Origin of the sequence: Streptococcus sp. AS14 (assembly GCF_000286495.1) — a bacterium.
In the GTDB taxonomy this organism is placed as follows: Bacteria; Bacillota; Bacilli; order Lactobacillales; family Streptococcaceae; genus Streptococcus; species Streptococcus sanguinis_P.
In genome coordinates this window covers 1-16,604 of the sequence record NZ_ALKI01000003.1, presented here as the reverse complement: position 1 = coordinate 16,604, position 16,604 = coordinate 1, and the positions used below count along the sequence as shown (strand labels likewise).

The window sequence follows — 16,604 nt, the reverse complement described above, 5'->3', positions numbered from 1 at the left end:
TATAAATTATTTAGAAAACACTTTCATAAAAAATTATCCTAAAAATCATTAAAAAATTACTCAAATCCCTTGCAATGACTGGTTCTTTGTGTTAAGATACTATGGTGCTGTAAAAATACAGTGTGTAGCTTTGATGCAAGAGGTTGCGACACGCTCGGTTGCATTGCCACGCAATCGCCTGTCGGTTTTCTTGTGGAGCTAGCCTATTATCTTAAATAGACGAAAAGGAGAAAAAGATGGCAAACAAAAAAATCCGCATCCGTTTGAAAGCTTACGAACATCGTACACTTGATACAGCGGCTGCAAAAATCGTAGAAACTGCTACTCGTACTGGTGCTGAAGTTGCGGGTCCAATCCCACTTCCAACTGAGCGCAGCCTCTACACAATCATTCGTGCGACTCACAAATATAAAGACTCTCGCGAACAATTTGAAATGCGTACTCACAAACGTTTGATCGACATCATCAATCCAACTCAAAAAACAGTTGACGCTTTGATGAAATTGGATCTTCCAAGTGGTGTGAACGTAGAGATTAAACTTTAATCTAAAGCTTGATCTAAACCAGAGCATGAAAAACGCTCGTTAAAAACTTTTTGAAAAAAATATAGAAAAGGAAACATTTTCTCATGACAAAAGGAATCTTAGGGAAAAAAGTGGGAATGACTCAAATCTTCACTGAAGCTGGCGAATTAATCCCTGTAACTGTTGTTGAAGCAGCTCCAAACGTTGTTCTTCAAGTTAAAACAGTTGAAACAGATGGTTACAACGCAGTTCAAGTTGGTTTTGATGACCTTCGTGACGTATTGAGCAACAAACCTGCCAAAGGCCATGTAGCGAAAGCTAACACAGCTCCTAAGCGCTTCATTCGTGAATTCAAAAACATTGAAGGCTTGGAAGTAGGAGCAGAAATCACTGTCGATACATTCGAAGCTGGTGATGTTGTTGATGTAACAGGAACTTCAAAAGGTAAAGGTTTCCAAGGTGTTATCAAACGCCACGGCCAATCTCGTGGTCCAATGGCTCACGGTTCACGTTACCACCGTCGTCCTGGTTCAATGGGACCAGTTGCGCCAAACCGCGTGTTCAAAAACAAACGCTTGGCTGGACGTATGGGCGGTAACCGTGTAACGATTCAAAACCTTGAAATCGTACAGGTTGTTCCAGAGAAGAACGTTATCCTGATTAAAGGTAACGTACCAGGTGCTAAGAAATCTCTTATCACTATCAAGTCAGCAGTTAAAGCTGGTAAATAATAAAGAAAGGGGAAATCAGTCACAATGGCAAACGTAAAATTATTTGACCAAACTGGTAAAGAAGCTGGTGAAGTAGTTCTGAACGATGCGGTCTTTGGTATTGAGCCAAATGAATCAGTTGTCTTTGATGTTATCATCAGCCAACGCGCTAGCCTTCGTCAAGGAACTCACGCTGTTAAAAACCGTTCTGCAGTATCAGGCGGCGGACGCAAACCATGGCGTCAAAAAGGAACTGGACGTGCTCGTCAAGGTTCTATCCGCTCTCCACAATGGCGTGGTGGTGGTATCGTATTCGGTCCAACTCCTCGTTCATATGCTTACAAACTTCCACGTAAAGTTCGTAGATTGGCATTGAAATCAGTTTACTCTGAAAAAGTTGCTGAAAACAAATTCGTAGCTGTAGACAGCCTTTCATTTACAGCTCCAAAAACTGCTGAGTTTGCAAAAGTGCTTGCTGCACTGAGCATCGATACGAAAGTCCTTGTTATCCTTGAAGAAGGAAACGAATTCGCTGCACTTTCAGCTCGCAACCTTCCAAACGTGAAAGTTGCAACTGCAACAACTGCAAGCGTTCTGGACATCGTAAACAGCGATAAACTTCTGGTTACTCAGGCAGCTATCTCTAAAATTGAGGAGGTTCTTGCATAATGAATTTGTACGACGTAATCAAAAAACCTGTTATCACTGAAGGTTCAATGGCTCAGTACGAAGCAGGCAAATACGTATTTGAAGTGGACACTCGCGCTCACAAACTCTTGATTAAGCAAGCTGTTGAAGCTGCTTTTGAAGGAGTTAAGGTTGCTAACGTTAACACTATCAATGTAAAACCAAAAGCAAAACGCGTTGGACGCTACACTGGTTTTACAAACAAAACTAAAAAAGCTATCGTAACACTGACAGCTGATTCTAAAGCAATCGAGTTGTTCGGTGCAGAAGAAGAATAATCTAAGGAGGAAATATCGTGGGAATTCGTGTTTATAAACCAACAACAAACGGTCGCCGTAATATGACTTCTTTGGATTTCGCTGAAATCACTACCAGCACTCCAGAAAAATCTTTGCTTGTTTCTTTGAAGAGCAAGGCTGGTCGTAATAACAACGGTCGCATCACTGTTCGTCACCAAGGTGGCGGCCACAAGCGTCACTACCGTTTGATTGACTTCAAGCGTAACAAAGACGCTGTTGAAGCAGTTGTAAAAACAATCGAGTATGATCCAAATCGTTCAGCAAACATCGCTTTGGTTCACTACACTGACGGTGTGAAGGCTTATATCATCGCTCCTAAAGGTCTTGAAGTTGGTCAACGTATCGTTTCAGGTCCTGAAGCAGATATCAAAGTCGGAAACGCTCTTCCGCTAGCTAACATCCCAGTTGGTACTTTGGTTCACAACATTGAGTTGAAACCAGGCCGTGGTGGAGAATTGGTTCGTGCTGCTGGAGCTTCTGCTCAAGTATTGGGTCAAGAAGGTAAGTACACTCTTGTTCGTCTTCAATCAGGCGAAGTTCGTATGATTCTTGGTACTTGCCGCGCTACAGTTGGTGTTGTCGGAAACGAACAACATGGACTTGTAAACCTTGGTAAAGCAGGACGTAGCCGTTGGAAAGGTATCCGCCCAACAGTTCGCGGTTCTGTAATGAACCCTAACGATCACCCACACGGTGGTGGTGAAGGTAAAGCACCAGTTGGTCGTAAAGCGCCATCTACTCCATGGGGCAAACCTGCTCTTGGACTTAAAACTCGTAACAAAAAAGCGAAATCTGACAAACTTATCGTTCGTCGTCGCAACGAGAAATAATTTAAAACAATCTATCCGCCAGCTCGGTAGCGCTGCTTAGTCAGCGCAGGCCGCTGTGGTACTTATTTAAAGGAGAAAATATAAAATGGGACGCAGTCTTAAAAAAGGACCTTTCGTCGATGAGCATCTGATGAAGAAAGTTGAAGCTCAAGCTAACGACGAAAAGAAAAAAGTCATCAAAACTTGGTCACGTCGTTCAACGATCTTCCCAAGTTTCATTGGTTACACAATCGCAGTTTATGACGGACGTAAACACGTACCTGTTTACATCCAGGAAGACATGGTAGGTCACAAGCTTGGTGAATTTGCGCCAACTCGTACTTACAAAGGTCACGCTGCAGACGACAAGAAAACACGTAGAAAATAAGGAGAACATAAATGGCAGAAATTACTTCAGCTAAAGCAATGGCTCGTACAGTGCGTGTTTCACCTCGTAAATCTCGTCTGGTTCTTGACAATATTCGTGGTAAAAACGTCGCTGACGCAATCGCAATCTTGAAATTCACTCCAAACAAAGCTGCTGGCATTATCGAAAAAGTTTTGAACTCTGCAATCGCTAATGCTGAAAACAACTTTGGTTTGGAAAAAGCAAACTTGGTAGTATCTGAAGCTTTCGCAAACGAAGGACCAACTATGAAACGTTTCCGTCCGCGCGCTAAAGGTTCAGCTTCACCAATCAACAAACGCACAAGCCACATCACTGTGGTCGTTGCAGAAAAATAAGGAGGTAACATCGTGGGTCAAAAAGTACATCCAATTGGTATGCGTGTCGGCATCATCCGTGATTGGGATGCCAAATGGTATGCTGAAAAAGAATACGCGGATTACCTTCATGAAGATCTTGCAATCCGTAAATTCGTTCAAAAAGAATTGGCTGACGCAGCGATTTCAACTATTGAAATTGAGCGCGCAGTAAACAAAGTAAACGTTTCTCTTCACACTGCTAAACCAGGTATGGTTATCGGTAAAGGTGGAGCAAACGTTGATGCACTCCGTGCAAAACTCAACAAATTGACTGGAAAACAAGTCCACATCAACATCATCGAAATCAAGCGTCCTGACTTGGATGCGCACCTGGTTGGTGAAGGAATTGCTCGCCAGCTTGAGCAGCGTGTTGCTTTCCGTCGTGCTCAAAAACAAGCTATCCAACGTACAATGCGTGCAGGAGCTAAGGGAATCAAAACTCAAGTATCAGGTCGTTTGAACGGTGCAGATATTGCCCGCAGCGAAGGTTACTCTGAGGGAACTGTTCCGCTTCACACTCTTCGTGCGGATATCGATTACGCTTGGGAAGAAGCTGATACTACTTACGGTAAACTGGGTGTTAAAGTCTGGATCTACCGTGGAGAAGTCCTTCCAGCTCGTAAAAACACTAAAGGAGGTAAATAACCAATGTTAGTACCTAAACGTGTTAAACACCGTCGCGAATTCCGTGGAAAAATGCGCGGTGAAGCTAAAGGCGGAAAAGAAGTAGCATTTGGAGAATACGGTCTTCAAGCAACTACTAGCCACTGGATTACTAACCGCCAAATCGAAGCTGCCCGTATCGCTATGACTCGTTACATGAAGCGTGGTGGTAAAGTTTGGATTAAAATCTTCCCACACAAATCATACACTGCAAAAGCTATCGGTGTACGGATGGGATCTGGTAAAGGTGCTCCAGAAGGTTGGGTTGCGCCAGTTAAGCGTGGCAAAGTAATGTTTGAAGTTGCTGGCGTTTCAGAAGAAATCGCTCGCGAAGCGCTTCGCCTTGCAAGCCACAAACTTCCAGTTAAATGTAAATTCGTAAAACGTGAAGCAGAATAAGGAGAAGGCATGAAACTTAATGAAGTAAAAGAATTTGTTAAAGAACTTCGTGGTCTTTCTCAAGAAGAACTCGCGAAGCGTGAAAATGAATTGAAGAAAGAATTGTTTGATCTTCGTTTCCAAGCAGCTGCTGGCCAATTGGAGCAGACAGCTCGTTTGAAAGAAGTGAAAAAACAAATCGCTCGTATTAAAACTGTTCAATCAGAAGTTAAATAATAGACTAGGGAAGGAGAATTTCAATGGAACGCAATAATCGTAAAGTTCTTGTCGGACGCGTTGTTTCTGACAAAATGGACAAAACAATCACAGTTGTAGTTGAAACTAAACGTAACCACCCAGTCTATGGTAAACGTATTAACTACTCTAAGAAGTACAAAGCACATGACGAAAACAATGTTGCCAAAGAAGGCGATATCGTTCGTATCATGGAAACTCGTCCGCTTTCAGCTACAAAACGCTTCCGTCTTGTAGAAGTCGTTGAAGAAGCGGTTATCATCTAATCAAACCAGAAAGGAGAAAACTTAAATGATTCAAACAGAAACTCGTTTGAAAGTTGCCGACAACAGCGGCGCTCGCGAAATCTTGACGATCAAAGTTCTTGGTGGCTCAGGACGTAAGTTCGCTAACATCGGTGATGTAATCGTTGCGTCTGTAAAACAAGCTACTCCTGGTGGTGCGGTTAAGAAAGGTGACGTTGTAAAAGCTGTTATCGTTCGTACTAAATCAGGTGCTCGTCGTAAAGATGGTTCATACATCAAATTTGACGAAAACGCTGCAGTCATCATCCGTGAAGACAAAACTCCTCGCGGAACTCGTATCTTCGGCCCAGTTGCTCGTGAATTGCGTGACGGTGGCTTCATGAAGATCGTATCATTGGCTCCAGAAGTACTTTAATCAAAAAATTAACAAACACAGTCCCCTGACAAAAGTCAGGGTGCCCTATGGGCGTAAGAATTAAGAGGAGAAATAAATGTTTGTAAAAAAAGGCGACAAAGTTCGCGTAATTGCTGGTAAAGACAAGGGTGTTGAAGCGCTTGTTGTTACAGCTCTTCCAAAAGTAAACAAAGTTGTTGTTGAAGGTGTAAACATCGTTAAGAAACACCAAAAGCCAAATAACGAAAACCCTCAAGGTGCTATCGTGGAAAAAGAAGCACCAATCCATGTGTCAAACGTTCAAGTTCTTGACAAAAATGGTGTTGCAGGACGTGTTGGCTACAAGTTTGTAGACGGCAAAAAAGTTCGTTACAATAAAAAATCGGGCGAAGTGCTTGACTAATCACGAAGGAAAGGAGAAGTATAATGGCAAATCGTTTAAAAGAAAAATATCTTAAAGAAGTAGTTCCTGCTTTGACTGAAAAGTTCAACTACTCATCTGTTATGGCTGTGCCAAAAGTGGATAAAATCGTTTTGAACATGGGTGTCGGTGACGCTGTATCAAACGCTAAAAACCTTGAAAAAGCTGCTGAAGAATTGGCTCTTATCTCAGGTCAAAAACCACTTATCACTAAAGCTAAAAAATCAATCGCCGGCTTCCGTCTTCGTGAAGGTGTAGCGATCGGTGCTAAAGTAACCCTTCGTGGCGAACGTATGTATGAATTCTTGGATAAATTGGTTTCAGTTTCTCTTCCACGTGTTCGTGACTTCCACGGTGTACCAACAAAATCTTTTGATGGACGCGGAAACTATACACTTGGTGTGAAAGAGCAATTGATCTTCCCAGAAATCAACTTTGATGACGTTGATAAGACTCGCGGTCTTGACATCGTTATCGTAACAACTGCTAACACTGACGAAGAGTCACGCGAATTGCTTACAGGCCTTGGAATGCCTTTTGCAAAATAATATAGGAGGTAAAACAAATGGCTAAAAAATCAATGATTGCTAAGAACAAACGCCCAGCTAAGTTCTCTACGCAAGCTTATACTCGTTGTGAAAAATGTGGCCGTCCACATTCCGTTTACCGCAAGTTTAAACTTTGCCGTGTTTGCTTCCGTGAATTAGCATACAAAGGACAAATCCCTGGCGTTACCAAAGCATCTTGGTAATATCATGATAAAAAGAGCGTAACAACCACAGCAAAAATAGGAAATTTGGTGAAGGAGCGATGCTCCAAAACAAATTTATCTTTTTTGCCCAGGTTGTAGCTCGTGTTCAAATAAGAGTTATCTTGTTCGAATGTGTCAATACAATCTGAGCCTAGCTCAATCATTAACTAGCAAGTGCAGCTTGCAAACTACTAGTAAGAGGAGAAATATAAAATGGTTATGACTGACCCAATTGCAGACTTTCTGACACGTATCCGTAATGCTAACCAAGCAAACCACGAAGTGCTTGAAGTGCCTGCATCAAACATCAAAAAAGGGATTGCTGAAATCCTGAAGCGTGAAGGTTTTGTAAAAAACGTTGAAATCATCGAAGATGACAAACAAGGCATCATCCGTGTATTTCTTAAATACGGACAAAATGGTGAAAAAGTTATCACTGGTTTGAAACGCGTTTCAAAACCAGGTCTGCGTGTTTACAAGAAACGCGAAGATCTTCCAAAAGTTCTGAACGGACTTGGAATTGCTATCCTTTCAACATCTGAAGGCTTGCTGACTGATAAAGAAGCACGCCAAAAGAATGTTGGTGGTGAGGTTATCGCTTACGTTTGGTAATATTTAGTTCCCAATTTCTTTGTGACTCTTCGTTATCGTCTCTTGCCTAACCCAAAGTTATGCCTGCGAGACGATTCCTAGATTCACTTTGAAATTGAAACCTAAATGTTCCTTTAAATCGAGAAATCGATTTAAGCCCCGTGAAAACTGGTCGCTTGCGGCCTGACAATCTAACAGGAGAATATATACATGTCACGTATTGGTAATAAAGTTATCGTGTTGCCTGCTGGTGTTGAGATCAGCAACAAGGACAACGTTGTAACTGTAAAAGGACCTAAAGGAGAACTGACTCGTGAGTTCTCAAAAGATATTGAAATCCGTGTGGAAGGAACTGAAGTAACTCTTCACCGTCCAAACGATTCAAAAGAAATGAAAACAATCCACGGAACAACTCGTGCCCTTTTGAACAACATGGTTGTTGGTGTATCAGAAGGATTCAAGAAAGAACTTGAAATGCGTGGGGTTGGTTACCGTGCTCAACTTCAAGGCAAAAAGCTTGTACTTTCAGTTGGTAAATCTCATCCAGACGAAGTAGAAGCACCAGAAGGCATCACTTTTGAACTTCCAAACCCAACAACTATCGTTGTCAGCGGAATTTCAAAAGAAGTAGTTGGACAAACTGCAGCTTACGTACGTAGCCTGCGTGCTCCAGAGCCATACAAAGGTAAAGGTATCCGCTACGTTGGTGAATTCGTTCGCCGTAAAGAAGGTAAAACTGGTAAATAATCTTGTCTGGCTGATTTTCTCAGCCAAGCAAGCTGTTTTCCAAGGTTGTGCATAAGCACAAGATTAAAATTAAGAGGTGAAAATTGTGATTACGAAACCAGATAAAAATAAAATCCGCCAAAAACGCCACCGTCGCGTTCGCGGAAAACTCTCTGGAACTGCTGATCGCCCACGTTTGAACGTATTCCGTTCTAATACAGGCATCTACGCTCAAGTGATTGATGACGTAGCGGGTGTAACGCTCGCAAGCGCTTCAACTCTTGACAAAGAAGTTTCAAAAGGAACTAAAACAGAACAAGCCGTTGTTGTTGGTAAGCTCGTTGCTGAACGTGCAGTTGCTAAAGGTATTTCTGAAGTCGTCTTCGACCGCGGTGGATATCTCTATCACGGACGTGTAAAAGCTTTGGCTGATGCAGCTCGTGAAAACGGATTGAAATTCTAAGAGGAGGACACTAGAAAATGGCATTTAAAGACAACGCAGTTGAACTTGAAGAACGTTTAGTTGCCATCAACCGTGTTACAAAAGTTGTTAAAGGTGGACGTCGCCTTCGCTTTGCAGCTCTTGTAGTTGTTGGTGACCGCAATGGTCGTGTTGGCTTCGGTACTGGTAAAGCTCAAGAAGTACCAGAAGCAATCCGCAAGGCAGTTGAAGATGCGAAGAAGAATTTGATTGAAGTACCAATGGTTGGCACAACAATTCCTCACGAAGTTCTTTCAGAATTTGGCGGAGCTAAAGTATTGCTTAAGCCAGCTGTTGAGGGTTCTGGAGTTGCTGCCGGTGGTGCGGTTCGTGCCGTCATCGAGTTGGCAGGTGTAGCAGATGTTACATCTAAATCTCTTGGCTCTAACACACCAATCAACATCGTTCGCGCAACTGTTGAAGGTTTGAAACAATTAAAACGCGCTGAAGAAGTTGCTGCCCTTCGTGGTATTTCAGTTTCTGACTTGGCATAAGAAAGGGGATAACATGGCTCAAATTAAAATTACTTTGACTAAGTCTCCAATCGGACGCATCCCGTCACAACGTAAAACTGTTGTAGCACTTGGACTTGGCAAATTGAACAGCTCAGTTATCAAAGAAGATAATCCAGCAGTACGCGGTATGATTACTGCAGTATCACATTTGGTAACTGTTGAAGAAGTTAAATAAGCTTTGCTGGTTTAACAACTTTAAATTAAAATACGTTAGGGGATGGGATTTTCTCAGCCCCTAAAACTAAATATATGTATAGGCGAGTTTATATAGGAGACACCTTTTCTCCTATATGAGCGCTAGCATTTTACAAAAAGAGGAGAAATAATATAATGAAACTTCATGAATTACAACCTGCTGCAGGTTCTCGTAAAGTCCGCAACCGTGTTGGTCGTGGTACATCATCTGGTAACGGTAAAACATCTGGCCGTGGTCAAAAAGGTCAAAAAGCTCGTAGCGGTGGCGGCGTTCGCCTTGGTTTTGAAGGTGGGCAAACTCCATTGTTCCGTCGTCTTCCAAAACGTGGTTTCCTGAACATCAACCGCAAAGAATATGCGATTGTTAACCTTGACCAACTGAACGCCTTTGAAGATGGCGCTGAAGTAACACCAGTTGTTCTCATCGAAGCAGGTATTGTAAAAGCTGAAAAATCAGGTATCAAGATTCTTGGTAACGGAGAATTGACAAAGAAATTGACTGTTAAGGCAGCTAAATTCTCTAAATCAGCTGAAGAAGCTATCACTGCTAAAGGTGGTTCAGTGGAAGTCATCTAAGCGAGGTGACCTATGTTTTTCAAACTATTAAAAGACGCATTTAAAATCAAACAGGTACGGTCTAAGATTCTGTTCACGATTTTTATCATCTTAGTTTTCCGTATCGGTACAACCATAACGGTTCCAGGGATTAATGCCAAAGCCTTAAGCAATTTGAATGATTTGCCATTCCTGAATATGCTGAGCTTGGTGTCTGGTAATGCTATGCGCAACTTTTCTGTCTTTGCACTTGGAGTCAGTCCTTACATCACAGCTTCGATCGTTGTTCAGCTGCTGCAAATGGACTTGCTTCCGAAGTTTGTAGAGTGGGGCAAGCAAGGGGAAGTGGGACGGAGGAAGCTGAATCAAGCGACTCGTTATATCGCCCTAGTTTTGGCCTTTGTGCAGGCAATTGGGATTACCGCTGGTTTTGATACTCTCTCAAGAGCTAATCTGGTTGCCAATCCTAATGTTCAGACCTACGCTTTGATTTGCGTTCTTCTAGCAACTGGTTCAATGATTGTAACTTGGCTGGGTGAGCAGATTACAGACAAGGGTTACGGAAATGGCGTTTCCATGATCATCTTTGCTGGTATCGTTTCAGCTATCCCTGATATGATTAAAGGTATCTATGAAGATTACTTTGTAAATATTCCTAGTGAACGTTTGACTTCATCCTTCATTTTTGTAGGGATTCTGATTGTGGCAGTCCTGCTTATCATTTACTTTACAACCTTTGTACAGCAGGCTGAATATAAAATTCCAGTTCAGTATACGAAAGTAGCTAAGGGTGCACCTTCTAGCTCCTATCTGCCACTGAAAGTCAATCCGGCTGGGGTTATTCCAGTAATCTTTGCCAGCTCGATTACAGCTGCACCGGCAGCGATATTCCAAGTTGTCAGTGCCTTGGGCTATGACGCAGATTGGGTTAAGACAGCTCAGTCACTTTTGGCAACAACGACCATTAGTGGCATGTTCATGTACGCCTTCCTGATTGTCCTCTTTACATTCTTCTATACTTTTGTACAGATTAATCCAGAGAAGACAGCAGAAAATCTGCAAAAGAGCGGAGCCTACATTCCAGGTGTTCGTCCAGGTAAAGGAACAGAAGACTACATGTCTAAGCTGCTTCGTCGTTTGGCAACAGTGGGATCTCTCTTCCTAGGTTTCATTTCTATCCTGCCTATCTTGGCTAAAGATGTATTTGGATTGACAGATGCCGTTGCTCTTGGAGGAACCAGTCTCTTGATCATCATCTCAACCGGTATTGAGGGAATGAAACAGCTAGAAGGCTACCTGCTGAAGAGAAAGTATGTCGGCTTTATGGATACTTCAGAGTAAGGGACTTTTTGAATAGCTTTTCTAATGAGAAGCCCGTTCAGATAACCTTTCTTGAACCGAAAATAAACAAAATAAAAGGGGACAGAGTAGACTCACCCCCTTCTATTTTGTTTTTAAACGAGTTTATTAATCGGTTTAATAGATTGCTTTAAAAACAAAAAAGGAGACCAATCATGAATCTTTTGATTATGGGCTTACCAGGTGCTGGTAAAGGAACTCAAGCTGCTAAAATCGTTGAGAACTTCAATGTTGCGCATATTTCGACTGGAGATATGTTCCGTGCGGCGATTGCTAACCAAACAGAGATGGGCGTTTTAGCCAAGTCCTATATTGACAAGGGCGAGTTGGTGCCAGATGAAGTCACAAACGGAATCGTTAAAGAACGCCTTTCACAGAACGACATCAAAGAAACAGGTTTCTTGTTGGATGGTTACCCACGTACGATTGAACAAGCACATGCCTTGGACCAAACTCTGACAGAGCTTGATTTGGCTTTGGATGGCGTTATCAATATCGAAGTGGATCCTAACAGCTTGCTGGAGCGTTTGAGCGGTCGGATTATCCATCATGAAACAGGCGAAACCTTCCACAAGGTCTTCAATCCGCCAGCAGACTACAAGGAAGAGGATTATTACCAGCGTGAAGATGATAAGCCTGAGACGGTTAAACGTCGTTTGGATGTCAATATTGCTCAGGGTCAGCCGATTATTGATCACTATCGCAGAAAAGGTCTGGTCCATGATATTCAAGGAAATCAAGATATTAATGATGTCTTCTCAGCTATCGAAAAAGTCTTGACAAATTTGAAATAAAAGCGTTTTTCCTGCTTGCAATATTTGACAAGTAGTGATACAATGAATTAGTCTGACTTATAATTGTTACCTCTGTGCTCAGAGGGATCAAATCGAAATTTATGGAGGTACTTTTGCGTGGCAAAAGACGATGTGATTGAGGTTGAAGGCAAGGTAGTTGATACAATGCCTAATGCAATGTTTACGGTTGAACTTGAAAATGGACATCAGATTTTAGCAACAGTTTCTGGTAAAATTCGTAAAAACTATATTCGTATTTTAGCGGGAGACCGTGTGACTGTAGAAATGAGTCCTTATGATTTGACACGTGGACGGATCACATACCGCTTTAAATAATCGAAAAACTTGGAGGGAAAAAATGAAAGTAAGACCATCGGTCAAACCAATTTGCGAATACTGCAAAGTTATTCGTCGTAATGGTCGTGTTATGGTAATTTGCCCAGCAAATCCAAAACACAAACAACGTCAAGGATAAGATAGAAAGGAGAAAAAATGGCTCGTATTGCTGGAGTTGACATTCCAAATGACAAACGTGTAGTCGTTTCACTGACTTATGTGTACGGTATCGGACTTCCAACTTCTAAGAAAATCTTGGCAGCTGCTGGAGTTTCAGAAGACATCCGTGTAAAAGATCTTACAATCGAACAAGAAGACGCTATCCGTCGTGAAGTAGATGCGATTAAAGTTGAAGGTGACCTTCGTCGTGAAGTAAACTTGAACATCAAGCGTTTGATGGAAATTGGTTCATACCGTGGAATCCGTCACCGTCGTGGACTTCCTGTCCGTGGACAAAACACTAAAAATAATGCCCGTACTCGTAAAGGTAAAGCTGTTGCGATTGCAGGTAAGAAAAAATAATATAAGGAGGTAAAAAGTCTTGGCTAAACCAACACGTAAACGTCGTGTGAAGAAAAATATCGAATCCGGTATTGCTCATATTCACGCTACATTTAATAACACTATTGTTATGATTACTGATGTGCATGGTAACGCGATTGCTTGGTCATCTGCTGGAGCTCTTGGATTTAAAGGTTCTCGTAAATCTACACCATTTGCTGCCCAAATGGCATCTGAAGCAGCTGCTAAATCTGCACAGGAACACGGTCTGAAATCAGTTGAAGTTACTGTAAAAGGTCCAGGTTCTGGTCGTGAGTCTGCTATTCGTGCTCTTGCTGCCGCTGGTCTTGAAGTAACAGCTATTCGTGATGTGACTCCTGTACCACACAATGGTGCTCGTCCTCCAAAACGTCGCCGTGTATAATCACCAACCGTTACACTGCTTTTCGTTTAAGAGGGAGTATAGCAAATGATTGAGTTTGAAAAACCAAATATAACAAAAATTGATGAAAATAAAGATTATGGCAAGTTTGTAGTAGAGCCGCTTGAGCGTGGTTATGGTACAACACTGGGAAATTCTCTTCGCCGTGTGCTTTTGGCTTCACTTCCAGGTGCTGCTGTTACTTCAATTAATATTGAAGGTGTTTTGCACGAGTTTGATACAATTTCCGGTGTCCGCGAAGACGTGATGCAAATTATTCTGAACGTCAAAGGGATTGCTGTAAAATCTTACGTCCAAGACGAAAAGATTATTGAACTGGATGTTGAAGGACCAGCAGAAGTAACTGCCGGAGACATTTTGACAGACAGTGATATTGAAATTATAAACCCTGATCATTATCTCTTTACAATCGGAGAAGGCGCAAGCTTTAAGGCAACGATGACTGTTAACAGCGGCCGTGGTTATGTGCCTGCTGATGAAAATAAGAAAGATGATGCACCAGTGGGAACACTTGCGGTGGATTCTATCTATACGCCAGTGACAAAAGTTAATTACCAGGTTGAGCCAGCTCGTGTTGGTAGCAACGATGGTTTTGACAAACTAACCCTTGAAATTTTAACGAATGGAACAATTATTCCAGAAGATGCTTTGGGACTTTCAGCCCGCATCCTTACGGAGCATTTGAATCTCTTCACTAACCTGACAGAAGTAGCTATCGCTGCAGACGTTATGAAGGAAGCAGAAAAGACTTCTGATGACCGCATTTTGGAACGGACCATCGAAGAATTAGATTTGTCAGTTCGCTCATACAACTGTTTGAAACGTGCAGGTATCAATACTGTATTTGATTTGACAGAAAAATCTGAGCCAGAAATGATGAAAGTTCGTAACTTGGGACGCAAGAGTCTGGAAGAAGTAAAAGTTAAACTTGCTGATCTCGGTCTGGGGTTAAAAAACGATAAATAAAGGAGGAATACATGGCTTACCGTAAACTAGGACGCACTAGCTCACAACGTAAAGCAATGCTTCGCGATTTGACTACTGATTTGCTGATCAACGAATCAATCGTGACAACTGAAGCTCGTGCTAAAGAAATCCGTAAAACAGTTGAAAAAATGATTACATTGGGCAAACGTGGAGACTTGCATGCTCGTCGTCAAGCAGCAGCTTTTGTACGCAATGAAATCGCATCAGAAAACTATGATGAAGCAACAGAAAAGTATACTACAACTACTGCTCTTCAAAAATTGTTCTCTGAGATTGCACCACGCTATGCAGAGCGCAATGGTGGATATACTCGTATCCTGAAAACTGAACCGCGCCGCGGTGATGCTGCGCCAATGGCAATCATCGAATTAGTATAAGATCATCAATCTTTGTTGAGTGTTATGATGATGGAATAGAGGTTCTATTCTTAGTCTAGCTCTGGTCTACCGCTAGGATTTTTTCCTAGCGGGAACACTCATCATATAGTTGATAATAGGTAGACGCTTGTTTACGAAATTGCTTTTAAGACAAAAACAATTTCGTAAGCAGGCGTTTTTGCATGAACCTAGGAAAATTCCTGAAATTTTGTTATAATACTTTAACACTATCAAAAATTTATAGGAAATGGAAATGATTGATTCAATCCAAATTTTAAAAGAACGCTATTTAAAGAATATTAAAGAAAATCCAACTGTATACATTGGCATTGAGTTAGAATTTCCTATTGTCAATAGCCAGGGCGGGGCGACTGATACAAATGTTGCTAAAAATCTCTTGAAACGACTGTTGGAAGAGTATGATTTTGAGGCAGAACGATTTGATAGAGACGGGAATCCCATCCAACTAAAATCTACTAAAAATGAAGACAGAATTCTTTTTGAGGTTTCTTACAATACTTTGGAATTCGCTTTTGCCAAGGCTAGCAGAATTCAAGAAGTTGAAGAGCGTTTTAAGAACTATCTAGACATTATTCAGCCAATTCTGCGTGAAGAACATCATGAAATTCAAGGAGAAGGTATTCATCCTTTCTGGGCTGAAAATGATAATAGTCCAGTTAAATATCCAAGATATGAAATGCTGATGCAGTATTTAGCTATGGGAAAGAACATGGAAGGTTTGCACAATTATCCAGAATATGGTGCTTTTATTTGTGGGAGTCAAGTTCAGCTGGATGTCTCAAGAGAAAATTATTTAAGCGTCATCAATGTCTTCAATCAAATTGAAGCTGCTAAAGCATACCTCTTTGCCAATTCAGAGTTTTCAGATTCTCCTTGGGATACAAAAATAGCTCGGGATATTTTCTGGGAGCAATCGATGCATGGCATTTTACAGGAAAATGCAGGCGTTAATCAGAAAGATTTTCAAACTGAAGATGATTTTTTTACTTATCTTGGTAAATCAGCGCTTTTCACTGCCGAACGTGAAGGTACATCCTACTATTTCTATCCGATAGCTGCTAATGAATACATGAGTCGGAAAACTATTGAGGCTTATAGCCTTTCAGGTGAAAAAGTAAACTTGACACCAAGGGAAGCTGACTTCAAGAATCACAGAAGTTACCAGTATCAAGATTTGACGACACGGGGGACAGTAGAGTTTCGGAGCGTCTGCACCCAGCCTTTTGATAAAACTTTTGCTTCTGCCGCTTTTCATCTTGGTATTTTAGAAAACTTGGAGAATGTAAAAGCCTATTTACAAGACGCTCCCTTCTTTCAGGAGGAAGGTCGGGATTACAAAGATTTAAGAAGAAAGTTTTCTAAAAAAGAGTTGTCTGCAAGTGAAAGAGAGCATATTTATGAATTCACAAAGACTTTGCTTCAGCTGGCAAGAGCTGGTTTATTAGCTCGTCAACTAGGTGAGGAAGTTTATCTTCCTTCTCTTTAATGGAGGTTGGCCGTTGATGAATAAAAATTTTTAGAAAAAAAAGAAAAAAATTAGAAAAAGGTATTGACAGGAGGTGTGGTTGGGTGATATACTAATATAGTTGTCGCGAAAGACAAAGCCCTTTGAAAACTGAACAAGACGAACCAAGTGCAGGGTGACATAGAGATATGTAACCTGTCAAAAAAACGAAAATAAATCTGTCAGTGGACAGTAATGAGTGCGAACTCAAACTTTTTAATGAGAGTTTGATCCTGGCTCAGGACGAACGCTGGCGGCGTGCCTAATACATGCAAGTAGAACGCTGAAGAGAGGAGCTTGCTCTTCTTGGATGAGTTGC

Annotated in this window: 30 protein-coding genes and 1 rRNA gene; all 31 read left to right on the top strand. The window is 41.6% G+C overall.

Features of this window, described 5'->3' with window-relative positions; translation table 11 throughout:
* Window positions 1–236: 236 nt before the first annotated feature.
* Window positions 237–545, top strand: coding sequence for a 30S ribosomal protein S10 (gene rpsJ, locus HMPREF1150_RS09650; RefSeq protein WP_002894478.1), 309 nt, complete (start codon window positions 237–239; stop codon window positions 543–545).
* 83 nt (window positions 546–628) lie between these two features.
* A complete protein-coding gene (gene rplC / locus HMPREF1150_RS09655) occupies window positions 629–1,255 on the top strand; it encodes a 50S ribosomal protein L3 (RefSeq protein WP_002894479.1) in 627 nt (208 codons plus the stop codon).
* A gap of 24 nt (window positions 1,256–1,279) precedes the next feature.
* On the top strand, window positions 1,280–1,903 hold the full coding sequence (rplD, locus tag HMPREF1150_RS09660) for a 50S ribosomal protein L4 (RefSeq protein WP_002894480.1): 624 nt from the start codon (window positions 1,280–1,282) through the stop codon (window positions 1,901–1,903).
* Window positions 1,903–2,199: a 50S ribosomal protein L23 gene (locus HMPREF1150_RS09665; RefSeq protein ID WP_002894481.1), complete on the top strand. Its 297-nt coding sequence runs from the start codon at window positions 1,903–1,905 to the stop codon at window positions 2,197–2,199. Before rplD ends, HMPREF1150_RS09665 begins: the two co-directional genes overlap by 1 nt.
* Before the next feature lie 17 nt (window positions 2,200–2,216).
* Window positions 2,217–3,050 carry a 50S ribosomal protein L2 gene (gene rplB / locus HMPREF1150_RS09670; protein ID WP_002894482.1) on the top strand — a complete coding sequence of 278 codons (834 nt, stop codon included), beginning with the start codon at window positions 2,217–2,219 and terminating at the stop codon, window positions 3,048–3,050.
* Window positions 3,051–3,135: 85 nt separating this feature from the next.
* Window positions 3,136–3,417, top strand: coding sequence for a 30S ribosomal protein S19 (rpsS, locus tag HMPREF1150_RS09675; protein ID WP_000533766.1), 282 nt, complete (start codon window positions 3,136–3,138; stop codon window positions 3,415–3,417).
* A gap of 11 nt (window positions 3,418–3,428) precedes the next feature.
* On the top strand, window positions 3,429–3,773 hold the full coding sequence (gene rplV / locus HMPREF1150_RS09680; RefSeq protein WP_002894484.1) for a 50S ribosomal protein L22: 345 nt from the start codon (window positions 3,429–3,431) through the stop codon (window positions 3,771–3,773).
* Between the two features lie 12 nt (window positions 3,774–3,785).
* Window positions 3,786–4,439: a 30S ribosomal protein S3 gene (gene rpsC / locus HMPREF1150_RS09685; RefSeq protein ID WP_002894486.1), complete on the top strand. Its 654-nt coding sequence runs from the start codon at window positions 3,786–3,788 to the stop codon at window positions 4,437–4,439.
* 3 nt (window positions 4,440–4,442) lie between these two features.
* Window positions 4,443–4,856, top strand: a complete 414-nt coding sequence (rplP, locus tag HMPREF1150_RS09690) for a 50S ribosomal protein L16 (RefSeq protein ID WP_000960948.1) — start codon at window positions 4,443–4,445, stop codon at window positions 4,854–4,856.
* Window positions 4,857–4,865: 9 nt separating this feature from the next.
* Complete coding sequence (rpmC, locus tag HMPREF1150_RS09695) at window positions 4,866–5,072, top strand: 50S ribosomal protein L29 (protein ID WP_002894488.1); 207 nt, start codon at window positions 4,866–4,868, stop codon at window positions 5,070–5,072.
* Window positions 5,073–5,095: 23 nt separating this feature from the next.
* Window positions 5,096–5,356 carry a 30S ribosomal protein S17 gene (gene rpsQ, locus HMPREF1150_RS09700; RefSeq protein ID WP_000440801.1) on the top strand — a complete coding sequence of 87 codons (261 nt, stop codon included), beginning with the start codon at window positions 5,096–5,098 and terminating at the stop codon, window positions 5,354–5,356.
* A gap of 25 nt (window positions 5,357–5,381) precedes the next feature.
* Window positions 5,382–5,750 carry a 50S ribosomal protein L14 gene (gene rplN, locus HMPREF1150_RS09705; RefSeq protein WP_002894494.1) on the top strand — a complete coding sequence of 123 codons (369 nt, stop codon included), beginning with the start codon at window positions 5,382–5,384 and terminating at the stop codon, window positions 5,748–5,750.
* A 76-nt stretch (window positions 5,751–5,826) separates the two neighbouring features.
* Window positions 5,827–6,132 carry a 50S ribosomal protein L24 gene (gene rplX, locus HMPREF1150_RS09710; protein ID WP_002894497.1) on the top strand — a complete coding sequence of 102 codons (306 nt, stop codon included), beginning with the start codon at window positions 5,827–5,829 and terminating at the stop codon, window positions 6,130–6,132.
* A 23-nt stretch (window positions 6,133–6,155) separates the two neighbouring features.
* Window positions 6,156–6,698 (top strand): 50S ribosomal protein L5, encoded by a 543-nt coding sequence (rplE, locus tag HMPREF1150_RS09715; RefSeq protein WP_002894499.1) that lies wholly within the window; start codon window positions 6,156–6,158, stop codon window positions 6,696–6,698.
* 17 nt (window positions 6,699–6,715) lie between these two features.
* Window positions 6,716–6,901 (top strand): type Z 30S ribosomal protein S14, encoded by a 186-nt coding sequence (locus tag HMPREF1150_RS0111040; protein ID WP_001085697.1) that lies wholly within the window; start codon window positions 6,716–6,718, stop codon window positions 6,899–6,901.
* A 213-nt stretch (window positions 6,902–7,114) separates the two neighbouring features.
* Entirely contained in the window at window positions 7,115–7,513 is a 399-nt protein-coding gene (gene rpsH / locus HMPREF1150_RS09720; RefSeq protein WP_002899666.1) for a 30S ribosomal protein S8, read from the top strand.
* Window positions 7,514–7,702: 189 nt separating this feature from the next.
* Window positions 7,703–8,239, top strand: a complete 537-nt coding sequence (rplF, locus tag HMPREF1150_RS09725; RefSeq protein WP_002894503.1) for a 50S ribosomal protein L6 — start codon at window positions 7,703–7,705, stop codon at window positions 8,237–8,239.
* Window positions 8,240–8,324: 85 nt separating this feature from the next.
* Window positions 8,325–8,681 (top strand): 50S ribosomal protein L18, encoded by a 357-nt coding sequence (rplR, locus tag HMPREF1150_RS09730; protein ID WP_009659213.1) that lies wholly within the window; start codon window positions 8,325–8,327, stop codon window positions 8,679–8,681.
* 17 nt (window positions 8,682–8,698) lie between these two features.
* Window positions 8,699–9,193: a 30S ribosomal protein S5 gene (gene rpsE / locus HMPREF1150_RS09735; protein WP_002894506.1), complete on the top strand. Its 495-nt coding sequence runs from the start codon at window positions 8,699–8,701 to the stop codon at window positions 9,191–9,193.
* 13 nt (window positions 9,194–9,206) lie between these two features.
* Entirely contained in the window at window positions 9,207–9,389 is a 183-nt protein-coding gene (gene rpmD, locus HMPREF1150_RS09740; protein ID WP_002894509.1) for a 50S ribosomal protein L30, read from the top strand.
* Between the two features lie 155 nt (window positions 9,390–9,544).
* Window positions 9,545–9,985, top strand: a complete 441-nt coding sequence (gene rplO / locus HMPREF1150_RS09745; protein WP_002901833.1) for a 50S ribosomal protein L15 — start codon at window positions 9,545–9,547, stop codon at window positions 9,983–9,985.
* 12 nt (window positions 9,986–9,997) lie between these two features.
* Window positions 9,998–11,305, top strand: a complete 1,308-nt coding sequence (secY, locus tag HMPREF1150_RS09750) for a preprotein translocase subunit SecY (protein WP_002898721.1) — start codon at window positions 9,998–10,000, stop codon at window positions 11,303–11,305.
* 173 nt (window positions 11,306–11,478) lie between these two features.
* Window positions 11,479–12,117, top strand: coding sequence for an adenylate kinase (locus HMPREF1150_RS09755; protein WP_009659182.1), 639 nt, complete (start codon window positions 11,479–11,481; stop codon window positions 12,115–12,117).
* 117 nt (window positions 12,118–12,234) lie between these two features.
* Window positions 12,235–12,453: a translation initiation factor IF-1 gene (infA, locus tag HMPREF1150_RS09760; protein ID WP_001029883.1), complete on the top strand. Its 219-nt coding sequence runs from the start codon at window positions 12,235–12,237 to the stop codon at window positions 12,451–12,453.
* A gap of 22 nt (window positions 12,454–12,475) precedes the next feature.
* The gene (rpmJ, locus tag HMPREF1150_RS11465) at window positions 12,476–12,592 is read left to right on the top strand and encodes a 50S ribosomal protein L36 (protein WP_001808836.1); all 117 of its coding nucleotides are present in this window, start codon (window positions 12,476–12,478) and stop codon (window positions 12,590–12,592) included.
* A 17-nt stretch (window positions 12,593–12,609) separates the two neighbouring features.
* Window positions 12,610–12,975 carry a 30S ribosomal protein S13 gene (rpsM, locus tag HMPREF1150_RS09765; RefSeq protein WP_002894516.1) on the top strand — a complete coding sequence of 122 codons (366 nt, stop codon included), beginning with the start codon at window positions 12,610–12,612 and terminating at the stop codon, window positions 12,973–12,975.
* A gap of 19 nt (window positions 12,976–12,994) precedes the next feature.
* Window positions 12,995–13,378 carry a 30S ribosomal protein S11 gene (rpsK, locus tag HMPREF1150_RS09770; protein ID WP_001118385.1) on the top strand — a complete coding sequence of 128 codons (384 nt, stop codon included), beginning with the start codon at window positions 12,995–12,997 and terminating at the stop codon, window positions 13,376–13,378.
* Between the two features lie 45 nt (window positions 13,379–13,423).
* Window positions 13,424–14,362 carry a DNA-directed RNA polymerase subunit alpha gene (locus tag HMPREF1150_RS09775; protein ID WP_002894519.1) on the top strand — a complete coding sequence of 313 codons (939 nt, stop codon included), beginning with the start codon at window positions 13,424–13,426 and terminating at the stop codon, window positions 14,360–14,362.
* 11 nt (window positions 14,363–14,373) lie between these two features.
* Window positions 14,374–14,760, top strand: coding sequence for a 50S ribosomal protein L17 (gene rplQ / locus HMPREF1150_RS09780; RefSeq protein ID WP_002894521.1), 387 nt, complete (start codon window positions 14,374–14,376; stop codon window positions 14,758–14,760).
* A 247-nt stretch (window positions 14,761–15,007) separates the two neighbouring features.
* A complete protein-coding gene (locus tag HMPREF1150_RS09785; protein WP_032905352.1) occupies window positions 15,008–16,267 on the top strand; it encodes a gamma-glutamylcysteine synthetase in 1,260 nt (419 codons plus the stop codon).
* A gap of 233 nt (window positions 16,268–16,500) precedes the next feature.
* A 16S ribosomal RNA gene (locus HMPREF1150_RS0111035) occupies window positions 16,501–16,604 on the top strand; the annotation flags it as partial.